At 70.8% G+C, this 19,762-nt stretch carries 15 protein-coding genes and 1 pseudogene; 6 read left to right on the top strand and 10 right to left on the bottom strand.

The features are described 5' to 3' along the window. The coding region (gene pgfA, locus ON26_RS26040) for a cell envelope lipid trafficking protein PgfA (protein ID WP_040799737.1) at positions 1-918 on the bottom strand (918 nt) is incomplete at its 3' end. Positions 919-1,124: 206 nt separating this feature from the next. On the opposite strand from pgfA, the gene ON26_RS26035 reads away from it, so the two are divergent. Continuing rightward, positions 1,125-2,417, top strand: coding sequence for an acyltransferase family protein (locus ON26_RS26035; protein ID WP_174375449.1), 1,293 nt, complete (start codon positions 1,125-1,127; stop codon positions 2,415-2,417). Positions 2,418-2,430: 13 nt separating this feature from the next. Here the strand turns inward: ON26_RS26035 and ON26_RS26030 are convergent, their stop codons facing one another. The 5 genes and pseudogenes from ON26_RS26030 to ON26_RS34770 all read right to left on the bottom strand — a co-directional run. Then, positions 2,431-6,636 carry an alpha-(1->3)-arabinofuranosyltransferase gene (locus ON26_RS26030; protein ID WP_040799733.1) on the bottom strand — a complete coding sequence of 1,402 codons (4,206 nt, stop codon included), beginning with the start codon at positions 6,634-6,636 and terminating at the stop codon, positions 2,431-2,433. 82 nt (positions 6,637-6,718) lie between these two features. Beyond that, the gene (locus ON26_RS32600) at positions 6,719-6,889 is read right to left on the bottom strand and encodes a DUF2613 domain-containing protein (RefSeq protein WP_083884355.1); all 171 of its coding nucleotides are present in this window, start codon (positions 6,887-6,889) and stop codon (positions 6,719-6,721) included. Positions 6,890-6,980: 91 nt separating this feature from the next. Continuing rightward, positions 6,981-8,072: an isochorismate synthase gene (locus ON26_RS26025; protein WP_040799718.1), complete on the bottom strand. Its 1,092-nt coding sequence runs from the start codon at positions 8,070-8,072 to the stop codon at positions 6,981-6,983. An 85-nt stretch (positions 8,073-8,157) separates the two neighbouring features. Further along, a complete protein-coding gene (locus ON26_RS26020; RefSeq protein ID WP_245546061.1) occupies positions 8,158-8,862 on the bottom strand; it encodes a LysR substrate-binding domain-containing protein in 705 nt (234 codons plus the stop codon). A gap of 106 nt (positions 8,863-8,968) precedes the next feature. Next, positions 8,969-9,094 (bottom strand): annotated as a pseudogene (locus ON26_RS34770) (LysR family transcriptional regulator); the annotation flags it as partial. Positions 9,095-9,234: 140 nt separating this feature from the next. Between ON26_RS34770 and ON26_RS26015 the strand changes: the two are divergent. Then, complete coding sequence (locus tag ON26_RS26015) at positions 9,235-10,509, top strand: MFS transporter (protein WP_083884354.1); 1,275 nt, start codon at positions 9,235-9,237, stop codon at positions 10,507-10,509. 20 nt (positions 10,510-10,529) lie between these two features. Here ON26_RS26015 and ON26_RS26010 read toward each other — a convergent pair whose 3' ends face one another. Continuing rightward, positions 10,530-11,006, bottom strand: coding sequence for a universal stress protein (locus ON26_RS26010; RefSeq protein WP_040799715.1), 477 nt, complete (start codon positions 11,004-11,006; stop codon positions 10,530-10,532). 117 nt (positions 11,007-11,123) lie between these two features. Here ON26_RS26010 and ON26_RS26005 point away from each other — a divergent pair, with 117 nt between their 5' ends. The 3 genes from ON26_RS26005 (at position 11,124) to ON26_RS25995 (ending at position 14,258) form a co-directional block, all read left to right on the top strand. Then, positions 11,124-12,293: a glycoside hydrolase family 3 N-terminal domain-containing protein gene (locus ON26_RS26005; RefSeq protein ID WP_040799729.1), complete on the top strand. Its 1,170-nt coding sequence runs from the start codon at positions 11,124-11,126 to the stop codon at positions 12,291-12,293. 82 nt (positions 12,294-12,375) lie between these two features. Next, positions 12,376-12,975 carry a TetR/AcrR family transcriptional regulator gene (locus ON26_RS26000; protein WP_040799713.1) on the top strand — a complete coding sequence of 200 codons (600 nt, stop codon included), beginning with the start codon at positions 12,376-12,378 and terminating at the stop codon, positions 12,973-12,975. A gap of 146 nt (positions 12,976-13,121) precedes the next feature. Next, complete coding sequence (locus ON26_RS25995) at positions 13,122-14,258, top strand: DUF5685 family protein (RefSeq protein ID WP_040799712.1); 1,137 nt, start codon at positions 13,122-13,124, stop codon at positions 14,256-14,258. A gap of 227 nt (positions 14,259-14,485) precedes the next feature. Here ON26_RS25995 and ON26_RS25990 read toward each other — a convergent pair whose 3' ends face one another. Both ON26_RS25990 and ON26_RS25985 read right to left on the bottom strand, forming a co-directional pair. After that, positions 14,486-15,355: a MaoC/PaaZ C-terminal domain-containing protein gene (locus ON26_RS25990; protein WP_040799711.1), complete on the bottom strand. Its 870-nt coding sequence runs from the start codon at positions 15,353-15,355 to the stop codon at positions 14,486-14,488. 8 nt (positions 15,356-15,363) lie between these two features. Next, positions 15,364-16,719, bottom strand: coding sequence for a 3-oxoacyl-ACP reductase (locus ON26_RS25985; protein ID WP_174375448.1), 1,356 nt, complete (start codon positions 16,717-16,719; stop codon positions 15,364-15,366). A 322-nt stretch (positions 16,720-17,041) separates the two neighbouring features. Here ON26_RS25985 and ON26_RS25980 point away from each other — a divergent pair, with 322 nt between their 5' ends. Continuing rightward, on the top strand, positions 17,042-18,340 hold the full coding sequence (locus tag ON26_RS25980) for an acetyl-CoA C-acetyltransferase (RefSeq protein WP_245546060.1): 1,299 nt from the start codon (positions 17,042-17,044) through the stop codon (positions 18,338-18,340). A gap of 101 nt (positions 18,341-18,441) precedes the next feature. Here the strand turns inward: ON26_RS25980 and gnd are convergent, their stop codons facing one another. After that, positions 18,442-19,470: a phosphogluconate dehydrogenase (NAD(+)-dependent, decarboxylating) gene (gnd, locus tag ON26_RS25975; protein WP_040799706.1), complete on the bottom strand. Its 1,029-nt coding sequence runs from the start codon at positions 19,468-19,470 to the stop codon at positions 18,442-18,444. Positions 19,471-19,762: the final 292 nt, after the last annotated feature.

The following is a 19,762-nucleotide window of genomic DNA, read 5'->3' as shown; positions in this document are numbered from 1 at the left end:
GTTGTCCTTGGCGATCGCAAGCTGCGACTCGACGGTCGCGTCGTCGAAGACCACGTGCGACTGCAGCGCGGTCACATCTTCCTGCTCGGCGCTACGGCCGTAGTAGATGTGCAGCGCCTCGCCACCGCTGATGACGGTGCCGGTCTCCGGCTCGACGAACAGGTCACGGACGTTCTTGTAGTACCGGGTCAGCGTGACCGGGGTGTCGCCACCCTCCAGGCCCCACTTGGCGGCGGGCAGGGTGAGCCGGTTGGTCGGTGCCTTCACCACGTCGTACAGGTTGGTGGCCGGGACGGTGTTGCGGAAGTGGTACACCGTGGTGCCGTTGATCTCGGTCTCCTCCAGGAAGACCGCCGGGAAGGTCGCGCGCGCGTTGAGATCGAAGTACGGGTAGTCCTTCTTCTCGGTGCCGATCGGGAAGCGGTACTGCAGACCCACGTGCTGCACGGGATCGGCGATCGGCTCGCCCTTTTCGTTGGTCGTGACCGCGATCGAGCCGTTGGGCTCGGTGGCGACCGGCTCACCGGTCTTCCGGTCGATGGTGACCCGGTCCACGCTCGCGGTCAGCAGGCCGGTGTCGCCCTGACGGTCGGTACGGCGCAGCGTCTGGCCTGCCTGGACGGTCATCTGGTCCGCGTCCGACGGCTCCTCGACGGTCACGAAGCGCTGCGAGAGCAGCGGCACGTTCTCGTCGATCTTGGCCGAACCCTCCGGCGCGGTCAGCGATTTCGAATCCAGCACGCGGCTGGGCTCGTCTGCCCGGCTGGTCGCGATGGTGGTGATCTCCAGATCGAGGGGAGTCTTGGCCAGCTTTCCGACGGTGTAGGTCGGGATCAGCAGCGCCATGACGATCAGCAGCGCGCCGAGACCTACGAGCAGGCAGGCCACCGTCCTTCTGGTACCGGCACTCAGTGCCATGCAAACACTCCTCGTCATAGAACTCAGGTCATTCCAGCCGGTGCCGCCACCGAAGCGCACGACACTCGTGAGCCCCGACACTAACAGCCCGATCGCGTACCATGCGGTTCCGTGGCCGGAATCCGGTAGGAAATCGCTCGAGTCCAGCGCGGACACACAAACCCCCCGGTCTCCATTTGTGACCGGAACCGCCACACTGGAGTCCGATGACCACCACCACTACCGCACCCCGCCGCTTCGTTCCCGCCTTGGAGGGAATGCGCGGTCTGGCGGCGCTCGGCGTGGTTCTCACCCATGTCGCGTTTCAGACCGGGGCGTCCTCGACGCCGGTGCTCGGCCGGATCTGGGGACGCTTCGATATGGCGGTCGCGGTCTTCTTCGTACTCTCCGGCTATCTGCTGTGGCGTCCGCATGCCGCGGCCGCGCGCGGCAACGGCACCGCGCCCAGCACCGTCCACTACCTGCGGCACCGGGCCGCGCGCATCCTGCCCGCCTACTGGGCGGTGGTCTGTGTGGCGCTGACTCTGCTGCCCGCCGCGGCGCACACCGCGGGCGTGCGGGTGTGGCTGTCGAACCTGGCGTTGTTGCAGGTGTACGTCCCCTTGACGCTGACCGACGGGCTGACCCAGATGTGGAGTCTCGCCGTCGAGGTCGCCTTCTATCTGGTGCTTCCGCTGCTCGCCTTCGCGGTCGTCCGGCTGCGCGGCCGGGCCGCCCGGCTACGGGTGCCCGTGGTGATCGGACTCGCCGCGCTGTCCCTGGGCTGGAACTTCCTTCCGGTGCCCACCCCGGACGCCATCCACGCCGACAACTGGCTGCCCGGCTACCTGCCGTGGTTCGCCGGCGGCATGCTGCTGGCCGAACTGGTGGAGGAGCCCGAGAGTGCCGGATCGCGTGGTCTGCGGGGGCGTCTGTGGCGTATCAGCGGCAATCGCAACCTGATGTGGCCCGCCGCGCTGCTCGCCTTCCTGCTCGCGGCCACCGACCTGGCCGGTCCGGCCGGCCTCACCCGCGCCGAGCCGTGGCAGTACATGATGAAAATGGCCCTCGGCGCGATCATCGGCTACGGCCTGATCGCCCCGCTGGTGCTCGGCTCGGCCCGGCATCGCTGGCTGGAATCGCCGTTGGCGGCCACGATCGGCCGCTGGTCCTATGGCATCTTCCTGTGGCACCTCGTGGTGCTCTCGATCGTGTTCCCGGTGTTCGGGATCCTGCCCTTCTCCGGCGATTTCGTCTGGGTGCTGATCCTCACCGTCGGCCTGACACTGCCCGTGGCGGCCGCCAGCTACGCGCTGATCGAGGAACCGTCCCGGCAGTTCGCCCGGCGTTTCGACCGGTGGTCACGACCCTCCGCACCGTTCGCGGCTACGCCTGGCGCCGATCAGCCCGAGCATCGCGCCGAGACCGAGCATCGCCCTGACACCGGGCATCGCGCCGATGTCGGGCATCCGTCCGGTTCGATCCGGCAGCGACCCGCGGCGGATTCCTCCACCGCCTGACGCACCGGCGGGATCAGCGCGACCCGCGACGCGCTGGCAGCGCCGCGATCCCGACGGCGACGACCGCGATCAGCGCGGGCAACTGCACCCACAACGAACCGCCGAGGTAGCCCTCCGCCGACCGCCACGGTCCGGTCGAGAGCGCGGCGGCCGAAACGGCCGTGAAGATCCCGGCGACCCCGGCGAGCGCCGCCGCACTGCGCGTGGGCAGGAACCGTGCGGCGAGCAGGCCCGCCACGGTGAGCGCGGCGCCCACCGCACCCGCGATGACGGTGGCCGCGGCGAGCACCCCGGCCGCGCCCAGGACCCGATTCGACCACGGCCGCGACGCGGGGCCGGGATCTGTGCCTGCGCGCGCCCGGCGCGGAATCGCGAACGCCAGCAAGGGAACAAGCAGAAGCAGACCACCGAAGATCCCGAGTCGATACCAGCGATCGACGGGGAAGGAGACCGTGACCGGACCCGTCGCGTCGGCGGGAAGCACCCAGGCCTGCTGCCAGCCGTCGACCACCACGGGTTCCAGCGCACGCCCGTCCGCCGTCTGCGCCCGCCACCCGACGTTCGTGCTCACCGGAAGCACGAGAAGCCGGTCGTCCGAGAGGATTTCGCCGCGCGCCGGCTCGGCCGGGCCGCGGTCGAGATCGGTGCGGACCAGCTGGAGCCGGTCGACGCTGAACATCTCGGTCGGCGAGGCGACCACTTCGGGCCGTCCCGGCAGCACCGTGAACTCCGGCGCCGCCGGCTCGTCGGCCGCGTCGGCGCATATCGTCGCGGCAACCGGTGCGCCGGAGAGCAATTCGGCGGCGGTCGCGGTGATGGTGGTCTGCATCGTGCGCCCCGCCAGCGCCACGGTGGGCCCGGCCTCGCACGGAACGGTGATCAGCCGATCCGCCGGCGCGGGAGCCGGGTACTGCGGGCCGAGCACTTCGATCTCGGCGAGCCCGGGCGGCTGGGTCTGGGCGAACCCCAGTGCGGTCCGGTCGAGCACGCCGTTCCAGCTGTGGATGCTGATCTCGATGCGATCGGTGACCGCCGGATGCAGTTCGATCCTGGCGGGCGTGCCGGGTTCGCGCGCGCCGTCCAGCGCCCGCACCTGCGGGCCGGTGCCGAGGTTCACCGTCACCGAAGTCGGTTCGGCGGGCAGGTTGCCGAGCGAGGTGGTCAGGTCGAGGCCGGTGACCAGGGCGGGCTCGGGCAGTTCGACGGTGAGTGTCGGCTTGCCGGCGGCATAGGTGCGCACGGAGTTCTCCGGGGCGATCCAGCTGGTGCGCGGATTGCCGTCGGTGGCGGCGAAGGCCGAACCGCGCAGGTCGCCGACGTCGGCGCGGCCACGGGCGATCGGCCTGGCGGGGTCGGTGAGCAGCGCTTCCAGCGCGGGGCCCTGCCGGGTGCGCACGGTCAGCTCGGGCGCCAGCGTCATGGGTTCGGGCACGGACAGGGTGCGGGCGAATGCGCCGGGCTCTTCGGGTGCCAGGCCCATGCTCTTGCTGCATCGCACCCGATCCGGGCCGTCGAAACAGGCGCTGCGGCCCGGGAACTCCTGCCCGAGATCCCAGCCGAGCACCTGTCCGTCGCCTGGAGTGGGCGGCAGCACGGTGTGGTGGCGGATGTCGACGGTGCGCGGGTTCTCCCGGTCGGCGTAATCCTCGAGGGCGAGTTCGCTGATGCCGAATTGGCCGCCGGCGGATCCGCGTTCGGTGCGCAGCGCGGTGATGACGACCCACTCGGTGCGGCCGGGCGGCAGCGACATCGAGATCGGCTCGCCCGGCCCGGGGATCCGGGCGGAGACGCTGCCGTTCTCCGTGCGCGCCTCCACCCATTTCACCGGGTCGCCGATGGCGGCGCCGCTGGTGGTCAGCCGCAGCAGCCCGTTGGCGACCGGTTCGTCGAGGTCGAGGCGCAGCCATTGCCCCACGGCGATCTCGGTGCCGTTGCTGATCCAGGCCGTCGACGGATCGCCGTCCACGGCGGCGGCGGTGGAACTGCCGGGCGCTGCCCCGCCGAGCTGGGTGGCGTCGGCGGCGGAACTCGAGGCGGTGAGGGTGGCCCCTGACCAGCTGCCCCGCACGAGGTCGGCGCCCTCCACCGGGTAGTCCGGGACGAGATTGTGGGTGCGGCGCTCGTCGCCGGGCGCGCGCAGCGCGGAGTTGTGGTTGTCGACGCGCCCGAAATCGGCTTCCCGGTCCATCGGGGTGTCGGTGACGGTCACCGGGCCGACGGGAAGTCCGGCGCGTTCGGCGTCGGCGGCCAGCAGGCTCGGTCCGGTGACGCCCTCGCCCCGGTTGCGGCGCTCGAGCACCTCGGCTCCGCCTTGCACGACCGGCACCGAGGCGAGCGGCACCGTGTAGGCGGCGGGGAAGGAATCGGGCGCACCGGTGCCGGAGCGCACCGTGGTGTCCTCGATGCCTGGCACGCGCGGCACCTCGACGCGGTAGATCTCGATCGCGGGATAGGTCGGCCGCAGATCGCCGTCGGCCACCAGGCCCTCGGCGAGCACCGAACTCTCGATGGGACCACCGAATTCGGCCACCTTCCTGAGTCCGGGCGAACCCTCGATGGTTTGGTGGGCCAGCATCGGCCGGGTCGAGCGCGAGGTTTCCGGGTCCAGATCGTTGCGCAGCACCAGCACGCCGATGCCCTGGCCGGCCAGCGTCGCGGCGAGCCCGGTCGACGGGCGGCCGTCGGCGATGAGCCGCTGCACCGAGTCCATCGCGCGGATGGTGCCCGGCGGGTTCAACGGCACCGCGTCGCGCACCGCCCACGGTGTGCTCGCCAGCGCCTGCAACGGTTCGTCGCGGGTCAGGCCCCACACCTGACTGCCGAACGGCGCCCCGGGAACGATCAGCGCGCGGGTGTCGGCGGCGTTCTCGGCCAGCCAGTCGGCGGTGTCGTGCCAGTAGTCCGGTACGGCCTCGTAGGCGCCGCGCGGGGCCAGCTTGCCGGTCCAGGCCAGCGAGGTCGACAGCACCAGCGCGGTGAGGATGAGCGCGGTCACCGCCACCATGCGGTCGCGCTCGGGCCGGGCGAACGCCGCGACGGACTGCCGCCACGGCACCGACACCGGCAGCGGCACCCGGCTGATCAGATGCGCCAGCCCGAGGACCAGCGGGATGCGGATCAGCGGCTCGAGTTTGTGCACATTGCGCAGCGGCGCGCCGCCGGAGTCCAGGAACAGCCGCACCGACTCGGCGAACGGCCCGCTCAGCTCGCCGACGAAACCGGCGCAGATGCCCACCAGCCCGGCGAACAGGATCAGGCTCAGCCGTCCGCGATGCGGCATCGAACGCATCGCCAGCCCGGCCGCGCCCGCGGCCGCGATCAGCCCGGTCGCCAGCACCGCTGCGGGCTGGGTGACCAGCACCGCGCCCGCGATGCGCTCGGGGGAGACGAACGGGGTCCAGCTGTCGGTGCCGCGCAGCACCTCCGCCAGCGAGGCCCACTGCGTGGTGACGCCGGAGGATTCGATGTAGTCCAGGAACGGTGGGCTGACCTTGCCGAGCAGCAGCAGCGGCACCGCCCACCACAGCGTGGCCAGCAGCAGCAGCGGCACCCAGGCCAGCGTGAACCGCCACCAGCGCCGATTCGGCTTGTAGGAGGCCCACCACAACAGCGCGGGCAGGAACGCCGCCACCGTGGCCACCGCGTTCACCGCGCCCATCAGCGCGAGCGCGAGCGCACTGCCCGCGGGCGAATCCGCGCCCCCGCGACGACGTCTGCGATAGGCGGTGCCCAGCGCGGCCGGGGCGATCAGCACCCAGGGCGCCAGCACCATCGGCAGGGTCTCCGAGGAGATCGAGCCGAGGGTGGTGAGAACCCGGGGAGAAAGTGTGAACGCGACCGCCGCCACGACCCGTGACCCGCGGCTGCCGATGCCCAAGGTCTCGCACAGCCGGACGATGCCCCAGAACCCGGCGAGCAGCAGCAGCGCCCACCAGATCCGCTGGGTGACCCACGCGGGCAGGCCGAGCAGATCGCCGAGGGAGAAGAAGGACCCGTGCGGGAAGAAGTACCCGTACGCCTGATTCTGGACCTGGCCCATCGGGGCCTGGCTGCTCCACAGATGCGAGGCGCGGTCGAGGAAACCCAGCGGATTCTGCGCCAGGTCGTATTTCGTGTCGGCGACCGTGTGGCCGGGCGCCTGCAGGAAGGAGAGCAGGAACGCCGCGACCACGGTCCCGGCGAACCAGCGTCTACCGAGCGGCGCGGACTCGGGGGAGATCGTCCTCGTAGGGGCCGATGCCTCGTCCGGGTCCGCGCCTGGGGTGCCGACCGAGTCGGCGGTTGAAGCGGAGGTCAGCGGCTCAGCGGCTGCCGTACTCAACGCTGTTCAGCAGCGAGGAGTCGGCCTTGCCGCTGCGGTCGATTTCCGGGCGGGTGTTCTGCGAGACCGCTGCGGTGATTCCGAAGACCGCGATAACGCCGATCACGGCGCCGGCCACAGCACTCGCAATCCCGGGAACAGCAAACTTCATCGCGGTACTCCAATACGTCGTGACAGGCACATTTCGGGTCAACCTACCGCATGAACGGCCCCGCACGCGCGAAAGGTGCGCGCGAAGTCGATCAATGCGCCGGTGTCGGGCAGTCCAGACCGCCGAGGAAAGTGCGCAGCTTCGCGGTGGTCTCGTCGAGTTCTTCCTGCGGTTGCGAGGCCGCGACGATGCCGCCGCCCGCGTAGGCCCGCAGCGAACGGCGGTCGGCGGACAGTTCCGCGCAGCGGATCGCGACCAGCCACGCGCCGTCGCCGCCGGCCTCGCACCAGCCGACCGCGCCGCCGTAGAACCCGCGATCGCCTTCGTCCCTGGTGATGACGTCGAGCGCCTCCCCGGTCGGCGTCCCGCACACCGCCGGAGTGGGATGCAGCAGCACCGCCAGATCGAGTGCGGTGAGCGCGGGATCGCGCAGGGTGCCGGTGATAGGAGTGGCGAGATGCCAGACATCGTGCGTCTCGACCAGTCGCGGCGCATCGGGGATGTCGAGTTCGCTGCACAGCGGATTCAGGATGCCGGCGAGCCAGTCGACGACATACGCGTGCTCTTCCCGGTTCTTGGCGCTGGCCAGCAATTCGGCCGCCTGCGCCGCGTCCGCGTCCCGGTCGGCCAGGCGTGGCATGCTGCCAGCGAGCGGACGCAGCGTGACGGCCCTGCCCCGCTTCGCCACCAGTAGTTCCGGTGTGGCGCCGATGAGCGTGGCGCCGGTCCGCCCCGACGGGCTCAGGTCGACGGTGAAGATGTTCGCCGCCGGATGCCGCGCGGCCAGTCGCGCGGCCACCGAATCGGGCGCCAGTTCGGCGTCGGCTTCGGCCAGCACCGACCGCGCCGCGACGACCTTGCGCAGCCCGGTCTCCGGATCGGCCAGGTGCTCGACCAGCTTCTTCACCCGCGCCAGGTGCTCGTCCGCGCCGGGCAACTCGCTGACCGCCCGCACCGGCGGCAGGTCTGTCACCGGCGGTTGCCACCGGCCCGGCGTGCGGGTCCACCGCTCGGGCGTGACCAGCGCGGCGGGATGCTGTGGGTCGAAAGGCAACGCACCCACCACGATCTGCGCGCCCGCCCCGCGCAGCGCGGTCCGCGCGGCGGTCACGGAGTCGAAGGCCTCGCGCACGCCGGTGGCGCGCAGGACGCCATCGGGCTGGGCGAGCAGGAAGTCGGTCATGATGTCTCGACGATAGCTGCGCAGGACGGCCGGCGGGGGTCGGTCGTGAGCGACCCCACCGCGGGCTCACGACCGGTCGTGGGCGTCACGCCCGCCCATCGCGGCGAAGGAGCGCCCATCTCGGCAGCCAGATCCGATCGGGCGCTTGCGCGCGTGTGCGGGCCAGATACCCGAGCAGCGCGCCCAGCGTCGGATGCGGATCGTCGGTGCGGAACAGCAGGGAATGGGGATAGACAGGGGTCGGGTCGACGAGCGGGATCCGGCGCAGTCCGTGGGTCGCGGGCCAGATGTGGTGGTCGCCCGCGCCGACGAGGGTCGCCAGCGCCGGGTCGGTGGCGACGGCGTCCATGAGTGCGTCGCTGCCGAAATTCGGACCGACGGCATCGATGCGCAGATCGAAGGCCTCGGTGAGGTCGTCGTAGTACGCCGACCACTCGGTGTCGCGGCGGATACCGGGAATCCAGATCCGATGCCCCCGAAGCTGTTGCGGCCGAAGCGATTCAGCGTTCGCGAGGGGATGGTCCGGACCGGTGAGCAGTTGCAGCGGATCGTCGAGCACCCGCACGGCGGTGATGCCGTCGGCGAGATCGCCGGGCGAGACGGCGCGGAAGGTCGCGTCGATCTCTCCGGCCGCCAACGCCTCGATCGCTCGGGTCGCGTTCGCGTCCGGCAGGGTCACCACCTCCAGGCCCGCGCGCGGATGCGCCGTGAAGAACTCGCGGAGTGCGAGCGCGCAGGCGAAACGGCGGTTGAGCACGTCGACCCGCAGCGGACGCCCGCCCGGTCGCACCGCGGCCGCCGCCCGTCAACACGGCGCGGGCGTGCGGCAGGAACGCCCGGCCGTCGGCGGTGAGCCCGGCCCCGCGCGCGGTTCGGACGAACAACGAGACGCCGAGCGAGCGTTCGAGTTTGGCGATCCGCTTGGACACCGCCTGCTGGGTGAGGCGCAGATCCGCCGCCGCCTCCTGGAACTGCCCGCGCTCGGCGACGGCCACGAAGGTGCGCACGGCTTCGAAATCCATCTGCGGATCCTACGAACGCGCAACGCCCGGTTGTGGCTCGCCGACGGCGCCGTTGTTGGATTCGCCGGCCCGTCCTCTGGTGCACTCCTGGCCATAGATCGGCGGCCGAGCCGACCGGCGGCGGCAGAGGAGGGGTACAGATGGCGGGACAGCGGCTCGGACGCTCGTTCGGATGGTTGTGGTCGGCCTACGCGGCGTCCACCGTGGGTACCGCGGTGGGGTTCGGCGCCTTCCCGCTGATCGCCATCGCGGTGCTGGAGGCCGGACCGGCCGGGGTGTCGGCGCTGACCGCGGCGGGCGTGGCGGCGGGCGCACTGCTGGCGTTGCCGCTCGGGCCGTGGGTGGAGACGCGTCGCAAGAGACCGATCATGATCGGCACGGACGTCCTGCGCTGTCTCGCCCTGCTGACCATCCCGCTCGCCTACTTCCTCGGCGTGTTGAGCTACGTCCAGCTGCTGATCGTCAGCGCGGTCTCCGCGGCGGCGAACATCGCCTTCACCTCGGCGAGCGGCGCGTATCTGAAACAGCTCGTCCGCCCAGACGGCCTGCTGGCAGCCAACAGCAGATTCGAGTCGACCACCTGGACCGCCACCGCCGTCGGCCCCAGCGTCGGCGGTGCGGCCATCGGCCTGTTCGGTCCCGTCGCCACCGTGCTCGCCAATGCCGCGGGCTTCCTGGTCTCCGCGCTCGGCATCGCCGCGATCCGGGAGCGGGAGGCGACACCGGCCACGCGGGCAGTGCGATGGCGGGCCGCCGACCTGGTGCACGGCTGGCACTTCATCGACGCCGACCCGCGCCTGCGCGCGCTCTTCCGCAACACCGTCGCGGTCAACGCCCTCATCATGGCCACCGAGCCGCTGCTCGCGGTGCTGCTGCTCGACGAACTCGGCTGGGCCGCATGGCAATACGGCCTGGCCTTCGGCCTGCCGTGTGTCGGCGGGTTGGCCGGCGCGCAGCTCGCCCGTCGTCTGCGTGACCGCTACGGCCACCACCGGCTCCTGCTCGTGGCCGGAGCGCTGCGCGCCGTTCCGCCGATCGCCCTCGCCCTGGTGGTGCCGGGACCGGCGGGCGTGGTCATGGTGATCGCCGTCCAGCTGGTGCTGATCACCTGTATGGGAATGTTCGTTCCGCTGTTCGCCACCGAGCGCCTGCAGCGGGTGCCCGACGACCGGATCGGCCGGGTGCTGGTGTCGTGGAACATCACCGGCAAGGTCGCGATCGCCGCGGTGACCGCCCTGTGGGGCGTGCTCGGCGCGCTCACCGGCCCCCGGATCGCCATCGGCGTCGCGGGCCTGCTGCTGCTCACGACGCCGATGCTGCTGCTCACCGGGCCGAGCCCGCGATCACCCGGGGACGGCGGCCGGCGCGCCGGGATCGATCCGGGCGACCCCGTTGCGGTACCGCACCGGGGCTGATCACCGCGGAAACCGCCTGGTCAGTGCTCCTTCTTGGCGGGAGGGACCAGCAGAACGGGCCGGTGACAGTGGCGCAGCACCGCATCGGCGACGCTGCTGTGCAGCAGGGCCCTGATGCCGGTGGCCCCCCGCGTCCCGGCGACGATGATGTCGACGTCGAGTTCGTCGGCGGTCTCCACGATCGCGTTCCAGACCGTCGTGGTGCATTCCACCGTGCGCGCCTCCGCGGCGAAGCCGGCCAGTTTCGCCAGCCGCACGCCTTCGGTATTGACGGTGCGAGCGTCGACGTAGGCCACGTCCTCGAGTTCCTCGTCGGGCACCCAGTCCGGCTGCACCACTCCCGACAGCCCGGACAGCCGGGCGGCTTGCAGCACCATGGGCTCCCACGCGGTGAGCACGACAGCGCGCTCGGCGGAGAGGAATCGTCCCGCGTATTCGATTGCGCGCTTGGCGTTCTCGGAGCCGTCGTAGGCGATGAGCATCAGATCGCAGGTCACCGGTAGACCTCCTGCCTGGAGTCCTGCTGCCAGGCTACTCCCGGGCATGCCGCGCGGGCCGTCCCGACGCGCGCCCGCCCGCGAGCCCGATCGGCGCGCGCACTACCGTGGATGCCCATGCGGAAGACGCCACTGGTCCTGCTCGCCCTGTGCGCGGCCGTCACGACCGCCTGCTCCGGCGGCACGACCACGACCACCTCCTCGTCGACGACCCAGCCGTCCACGACGACGACCGTGACCGAGGAGTCGACGACGGCGTCGAACAACCCGGTGGCCGGTGACTGCCGCGCGCAGTTCCTGTCCGGGCTGACCCCGCGGCGCAAGCTGGCGCAGCTGCTCACGGTCGGCGTCACCGGTCTGGCCGATGCGACGAACGCGGTGAGCGGCGAAGGCGTCGGCGGCATCTTCGTCGGCAGCTGGACCGAGCCCTCGCTGCTGGCCGACGGACAGCTCGCCCAGGTGCAGGCCGCTTCCGAGGTGCCGGTCATGGTGACCATCGACGAGGAGGGCGGCCGGGTCTCCCGCGCCCGCGACCTCATCGGCGCGGCGCCCTCGGCCAGGGAGACCGCCGCCACCATGACCGCCGAGCAGTTCTACGAGGCCACCCTCGAGCGCGGGCGGGCGCTGAAGGACCTCGGCGTGACCGTGAACTTCGCTCCCGACGTCGACGTCAGCTCCCAGCCCGACGACACCGTCATCGGCGACCGCTCTTTCTCCGACGACCCGAATGTGGTCACCCGGTACGCCGACGCCTACATCCGTGCCATGCGCGAGGTCGGCGTCGGCACCGTCATGAAGCACTTCCCCGGCCACGGCTCGGCCTCCGGCGACTCGCACACCGGCGCGGTGGTGACTCCGCCGCTGGATCAGTTGCAGTCGGTGGATCTGGTGCCCTTCCGCGAACTCGTCGGCTCCGGCGCGGCTGTGATGGTCGGTCACCTCGACGTGCCCGGCCTCACCACCCCCGACGTGCCCGCCAGCATCAGCCCGCAGGTGATGTCGCTGCTGCGGGAGGGCACCGGCTACGGCGCGGCCCCCTACGACGGCCCGATCTTCACCGACGACCTCGGCGGCATGGCGGCGATCACCGCCAGGATGAGCATCGAGCAGGCCGTGGAAGCCGCCCTGGTCGCCGGCGCCGACAATGCCCTGTGGATCACCACGGACGCCCTGACCTCGGTGCTCGACCGGTTGGAGCAGGCGGTGGCGAGCGGCCGGCTGCCCGCCGATCGGGTGGACGCCTCGGTGCTCCGGATGGCTTCCTTCAAAGGCCTCCTGACCTGCTGAGACGACCCGTTGAGGGAAGATCGGCCGGCGCGGAACTTACCTTGGAGTAATATCAGAGGTCCGGTATGCGGTAGGAGAGTGGATGGCGGGCGGAACGAAGCGGCTTCCCCGGGCGGTGCGTGAGCAGCAGATGCTCGACGCCGCCGTGGAGGTCTTCGCGCGCAAAGGTTTCCACGAGACCTCCATGGACGCCATCGCGGCCGAGGCCAAGATCTCCAAGCCGATGCTCTATCTCTACTACGGCTCCAAGGACGAGCTGTTCCGAGCCTGCATCCAGCGCGAGGGCGCCCGGCTGATCGAGTCGGTCGCGCCCGCGGGCAACCCGCTGCTCACCCCGCACGAACAGCTGCGCACCGCGCTGGAGGCCTTCCTCGGCTTCGTCGACCAGAACCGCCGCTCCTGGCAGGTGCTCTACCGGCAGGCCCTCGGCCAGGAAACTTTCGCCTCCGAGATCGACAACGCCCGCGAGCGGGTCATCGAACTGACCGCCAAGCTTTTGGAATCCAGCGCCAAACATCCCGAACCCGGCACCAATTTCGATATCGTCGCCGCCGCTGTCATCGGCGCGGGGGAGGCCATCGCCGACCGGGTCGCGGGCGGGCGCATCGAGGTACGCGAGGCCGTCGACCTGCTCGATGATCTGGCGTGGCGCGGGCTGGCCGGCCGCAAGAAGCCGGAGTAGCCGCCCGCGAGTCGTACCACCCGCTGTCGCCGACCACGACGGTCGCGGACTCGGCACCCGTTGCGCCGCTCGGACCCGGGTGTCAAGATGTGGCGCTATCGGTTGGACGGGCGGCGCTGCGCTCGGGGAGGAACGCGGGGGCCGCGATGTTCGGAATGCTGAGGCCGTGCGCGCAGGGTGCGGCGAAGTACGGGATCGACAGTTCGCAGTGGCAGTCGCACATGTGCGGGCTGTGCCTGGGATTGCGCGACGGACACGGTCAGCTGGCCCGGACGGCGACCAATACCGACGCGATCGTGCTCAGTGTCCTCACCGAGGCGCAGTCCGTGGCGCCCGCCGAGCGGGTCACCGCGGGCCGGTGCGCGCTGCGGGCGATGCGCCGCGCCGAGGTGGCCCCCGCCGCCGCTCCCGGTGTCCGGCTGGCCACCACCGCCTCACTGTTGCTCGGCTCGGCGGCCCTGCGCGATCACCTCGACGACGGTGATGCCGCCCCGCTGACCCGCAAGCCGATGGCGCGGGTGTCGACCTCCTGGGCCGCGAGCGCCCGGACCCGGGCGACGCTGATCGGCCTCGACGTGGAACCCTTGGTCGTCGAGATCGCCGCGCAGACCGAGCGGGAACGCACGAGCACCGATCTCGCCGAGCTGACCGCTTCCACCGAACAGTGCGCCGCCGCGTTCTTCGCACACACCGCGGTACTCGCGGGCAGGCCCGAGAACGCGGCCGAACTGCGCATCGCGGGAGAGAATTTCGGCCGCATCGCCCACTTGGCCGACGCCGTCGAAGACCGCGATGCCGATCGCGCGGCCGGCCGATTCAACCCGCTGGACGCCTCGCGCACCTCGCTCACCGAGGCCTACGACCTCATCCACGAGTCCGATGCCCGGCTGCGACGGTCTCTGGCCGCTGTCGAGCTGGCCGAAGTCCCCACCGTGCGCTGGATGCTTCTCGACCCGCTGCACGCCCTGGTGCACCGGATCGGACACGGGATTCCCGGCGTGATCACGCACGCCTGCAAGGCTTCCCACGCGCGGAACGAACGGCCGATCATCACCCACAAGCACCCGCCGACCCGCCGCCCGGGCCTCGGCGAAGGCATCGCGCTCGCGCTCGGCGTGTACTGCACCGGGTACGCCTGCTTCGCCGATCACACCAATCCGTGCACCGGCAACCGCGAGGAGGCCTGGTGGAAGCGCTGCTGCGGCGACGGCTGTTCGGGTTGTCCCGACTGCGGTGACGGCTGCTGCTGCGATGGCTGCGATTGCTGCGGCTGCGACTGCTGAGGCCGTCAGCGGGCTCCGGTACCGGCGATTTCGGCACCGAGGTCTCGCATATGGACCTCGACGTGGACGGCAGGTGGCCGCGTCCCCGGGCGCGGGGGCATCCTCGGGCGCCCATCGGGAGTAGGCCCGTCGGCGGACACGAAATCGCCCCCGAATCAGGCTGATTCGGGGGCGATCCGCAAAGAGTCCGCATTACCGCGCAGCTCACCGGCCGAGCGCCGGACGGCTCAGCGCAGGGTGGCCGTCAGATGCGGGTACCCCTTCTTCGGGTGCCGCAGTGCCAGATCCCAGCCGCCGTCCACCCGGTCGGCGTACACATTGACCGTGGCGGGCAACAGCACCGGCTTGCCGAACTTCACCGAGTACGACACCTTCGCCGGAATCCGGCCCTCGACCGAACTCAGGATCGTCGCCGCCGACCACATGCCGTGCGCGATCGGCTTCGGGAACCCGAAAGCCTTGGCACCCAACGCCGAAGTGTGGATCGGGTTGTGGTCGCCGGAGGCGTTGGCGTACCGGGTGATCGTCTGCTGATCGACCTTCAGCGTGCGCAGCGGCGGCGGGGGCACCTCCTCCGGCTTCGGCTCGGGCTTCGGCCCGCCCGACAGCGAGGTCTTCTGCTGGTGCAGGAAGGTGGTCACCTGCCGCCACACCAGCTCCCGGCCCACGCTCACCTCGGTGACGGCGTCGACCATCAGCCCGCGCGGATGCTCGCGCAGGTTCTCGATGTGGGTGCGCAGGTCCAGCGGCTCGCTCACCGAGATCTCGCGGGTGCGCTCGATCTCGTTCTGCGCGTGCACCGCGCCGACCGCGACGAACGGGAAGTCCCGCGCCACAACGAGTTTCATCGCCAGCGGGAAGCTGAGGATGAACGGGTAGGTCAACGGCAGCGAGTCGTTGTAGCGCAGCCCGGTCGCCAGGCAGTAGTCCGCCAGGTGGTCGGGGTCGACCCGCAGGCCCTTCAGCTCGACCACCCGGTCGGGGATGGTCTGCTTGCGGGCCGTGCCCAGCGGCACCGCGCCCAGCGCGGCCTGCACGAACAGCTTGGAGTTCTTCGGCGTCTCGCGCAGCGAGATCACCTGTGTCTCCGATCCCATGGGTTACCTCACGCTCCGAGCATGGCCTGGCCGCACACGCGCAGCACATTGCCGTTGACGGCATTGGAACCCGGGCTGGCGAAGTAGGCGATCGCCTCGGCCACGTCGACGGTCTGACCGCCCTGCAGCAGCGAGCTCATCAGCCTGCCCGCCTCGCGGGTGCCCACCGGGATGGCGGCGGTCATGGCGGTCTCGATGAAGCCGGGGGCCACCGCGTTGATGGTGATGCCCTTCTCGGCCAGCTTCGGAGCCTCGGCCTGCACCATGCCGATGACGCCCGCCTTGGAGGCGCCGTAGTTGGTCTGGCCGCGGTTGCCCGCGATGCCCGCGATGGAGGACACGTCGATCACCCGGCCGCCCTCCTTCAGCACGCCCTTGGCGACCAGCGCCTCGGTGATGCGGTGCGGGGCAGCGAGATTCACGCCGATGACCGCGTTCCAGCGGGCGTCGTCCATATTGGCGAGCAGCTTGTCACGGGTGATGCCCGCGTTGTGCACGATGATGTCGAGTCCGCCGAAGCGCTCGGTCACGAAAGTGGCCAGCTTGTCGGCGGCATCGGGGGCGGTCACGTCGAGCGCCAGCGCGGTGCCGTTGACCTTGTTGGCGGTCTCGGAGAGCGCGTCACCGGCGGCCGGGATGTCGGCCACGATCACGGTCGCGCCGTCGCGGGCGAAGACTTCGGCGATGGTGGCGCCGATGCCGCGCGCGGCGCCGGTGACCACGGCGACCTTGCCGGCCAGCGGCTTCGCCCAGTCGGCCGGGGCGGTGGCGTCGTCCTTGCCGACCCGGATGACCTGGCCGGAGACGAAGGCCGATTTGGCCGAGAGCAGGAAGCGCAGCGTCGACTCCAGGCCGGTTGCCCCGGTCGAGGCCTCCGGGTGCAGGTAGACCAGCTGAGCGGTGGCGCCGCGCAGCAGCTCCTTACCGACCGAGCGGGTGAAGCCCTCGAGCGCGCGCTGGGCGATCTGCTCCTCGACGCTCGCGGCCAGCTCCGGCGTGGTGCCGATGACCACGAGCCGGCCGGAGGCCGCGATGCTGCGCATGGCGGGCTGGAAGAACTCGTAGAGCTGGGCGAGATCCTCGATGGAACCGATGCCGGTCGCGTCGAAGACCAGCGCGCCGTACTTGACGCCCTGACCGGGCGTGTCGGCGATCTCGTAGTCGGTCAGCAGCTCGCGCAGCGGCTCGACGACCCGGCCCTTGCCGCCGAGCAGCACCGGACCGGGCAGGGCCGGCTCGCCCGCGACATAGCGGCGCAGCGTTTCCGGCTGGGGCAGGCCCAGCTTGCTCGCCAGGAAATGACCGGGGGCGGAGTGGACGAACGATCCGTAGAGGTTGGGTGCACCCTTGCTCTTGGCTGCCACAGTTCCTACCTTTTCTCTCTCGTTGTAGCCGGTGTAGTGGCGCCCCGCTCGCACGGTGCGTTCCGGTCGCGCCGGGCGGAATCGGCTCTCGCGGAGCGTTTCCTGCGGCGGCGACCACATTCGCGGGGTGCGGTGTCGACAATTAACTTACTCCAGAGTAAGTTTAATGTAAACCGCGGTGACGCGGTGCTCCAGCAGCGTGGACGCGGACCGCGTACCCCATTCGGCCGCGCGGTACCGCACCCGAACCGAACAGATATCTGTTTCCGACGAGCCACCTGGTTCCGACGAGACAGCGAACCGACGAGACTTGGAGAGTCGAGTGACCAAGGCCAGCACACCGAAGACCGCGCGACCGGTCGCCATCGTGGGCGGCAACCGCATCCCGTTCGCTCGTTCCGACAAGGCGTACGCGAAGGCGTCCAACCAGGACATGTTCACCGCCGCCCTGGACGGTCTGGTGAGCCGCTTCAACCTGCAGGGCGAGCGGCTGGGCATGGTCGTCGGCGGCGCCGTGCTCAAGCGCGTCGGCGAGCACAGCCTGATCAGGGAAAGCGTGCTCGGCAGCCGTCTGTCGCCCTACACCCCCGCCCACGACCTGCAGCTGGCCTGCGGCACCGGCATGCAGTCGGTGGTCACCGTGGCCGACGCCATCGCGCTCGGCCGTATCGACGCGGGCATCGGCGGCGGCACCGACACCACCTCCGACGCCCCGATCGGCGTCAGCGAGCCGATGCGCGAGTGGATGCTCAAGATCAACCGCGCCCGCACCGGCAAGGAGCGGGCCAAGCTGGTCGGCCAGCTGCGCCCGAGCATGATCGGCATCGAGATCCCGCGCAACGCCGAGCCGCGCACCGGCCTGTCGATGGGCGAGCACGCCGCCATCACCGCCAAGGAATTCGGCATCAGCCGCGAGGCGCAGGACGAGCTGGCCTACCTCTCGCACAGGAACATGGCCGCCGCCTACGACCGCGGTTTCTTCGACGACCTCGTCACCCCGTTCCTCGGCCTGACCCGCGACGACAACCTGCGCCCCGACTCCTCGATCGAGAAACTGGCCACCCTGAAGCCGGTCTTCGGCGTCAAGGCAGGCGGCGCGACCATGACCGCGGGCAACTCCACCCCGCTCACCGACGGCGCGTCCGCGGTGCTGCTGTCCAGCGACGAGTGGGCGGCGCAGCGCAGCCTGCCGGTACTGGCCCACCTGGTGGATTCCGAGGTCGCCGCCGTCGACTACGTGCACGGCCCCGACGGCCTGCTGATGGCCCCGACCTACGCGGTGCCGCGCCTGCTCGCGCGCAACGGCCTGACCCTGCAGGATTTCGACTACTACGAGATCCACGAGGCCTTCGCCTCCGTCGTGCTCGCCACCCTGCAGGCCTGGGAGTCCGACCAGTACTGCAAGGAGCGCCTCGGCCTCGACGGCGCGCTCGGCTCGATCGACCGCAGCAAGCTCAATGTCAACGGTTCCTCGCTGGCCGCGGGCCATCCCTTCGCCGCGACCGGCGGCCGCATCATCGCCGCCACCGCCAAGCAGCTCGCCGAGAACGGCGGCGGCCGCGCGCTGATCTCGGTCTGCGCCGCGGGCGGTCAGGGCGTCACGGCCATCATCGAGCGCTGATCTCCCGGCACTCGGCGGGGCGGCATCGCGCGGACGACGCGATGCCGCCCCGGGCGGGCGGTCCTGTCGAGCGGAGGGGATTCGGCAGGTCCGGGGGCGGCTCACCGCTGCGGCAGTTCTCCGTGTCCGCCGAAGGCCATCCGCATCGCCGAGAGCACCTTGTCGGCGTACAGCGCCTCCCCGCGCGAGGAGAACCGCCCGAACAGCGCCGCCGCCAGCACCGGCGCGGGCACGCCGACGTCGATCGCGGCGTCCAGCGTCCAGCGGCCCTCACCGGAGTCGGACACCCGGCCGCCGAAGGAGTCCAGGTTCGGATCGGCGTGCAGAGCGCCCGCGGTGAGATCAAGCAGCCAGGACGCGACCACTGATCCGCGCCGCCACACCTCTGTGACTTCCGGCACATCGATGCGGTAGCGGTAGAGCTCGGGATGGGCCACCGGTGTCTCCTCCGCCGAGAATTCCCCCGAATCCGCCAGGCCGTAATCGGCCTTGTGCAAAATGTTCAGCCCTTCGGCGTAGGCGGCCATCGCCCCGTATTCGATGCCGTTGTGCACCATTTTCACGAAATGTCCCGCTCCCGCGGGTCCGCAATGCAGATAGCCCTGTTCGGCGGGCGTGGGTTCGCCGGTGCGGCCCGGCGTGCGCGGCGCCGCCTCGACGCCGGGGGCGATCGACTTCCACAGCGGCTCGAGATAACCCACCGGTCCCGGTTCTCCGCCGATCATCAGACAGAAGCCGCGTTCGAGACCGAACACTCCGCCCGACGTGCCGACATCGACATAGTGAATGCCCTTCGGCGCGAGTTGCCCGGCGCGGGCGATGTCGTCGTGGTATCGGCTGTTGCCCCCGTCGATCACGATGTCACCGGGTTCGAGCAGGCCGGAGAGTTCGTCGATCACCGCGCCGGTCGCGCCCGCGGGGATCATCACCCACACCACCCGTGGGGTTGCCAGCGCCGCGACGAATTCGCCGAGATCGGTGCTGCCCTGAAAGGGCTCGCCCAGCTCGGCCCGCAGATCCTCGATGGTTGAAGCCTTGCGTTCGTAGCCGACGGCGGTGTGCCCGTCGCGGACGATCCGGCGCACGATATTGCCGCCCATCCGCCCCAGACCGATCATTCCCAGTTGCATTCCAACCCTCTCCTCGGGTGCGGTCAGTGCTGCTCCGGCGGGATCCACTCGATTCTGCGCGCAGTGTGTAACACCCGCTGGGATGCGCCGATAAACAGATCGGCTCCGCGCAGTTGCCAGACCCCCGACCCGGCAACCGCGCGGAGCCTTTTGCGTGCCCGGTCCAGGCTGTTCGCGCGGGGTTTGCCCGGCTATACGTCGCGCTGACGACCCGGCGCGCTGTCGGTATCGTGGCCCGAGGTGTCGCGCGGTGCGACCCGGAGGATGTGAGCTTCACTGGGAGGACGGTTCG

The sequence above is a fragment of the Nocardia higoensis NBRC 100133 genome (assembly GCF_000308595.1).
In the GTDB taxonomy this organism is placed as follows: domain Bacteria; phylum Actinomycetota; class Actinomycetes; order Mycobacteriales; family Mycobacteriaceae; genus Nocardia; species Nocardia higoensis.
Note: the sequence above shows the minus strand (reverse complement) of the source record. Positions and strands in the feature narration are given on the sequence as shown.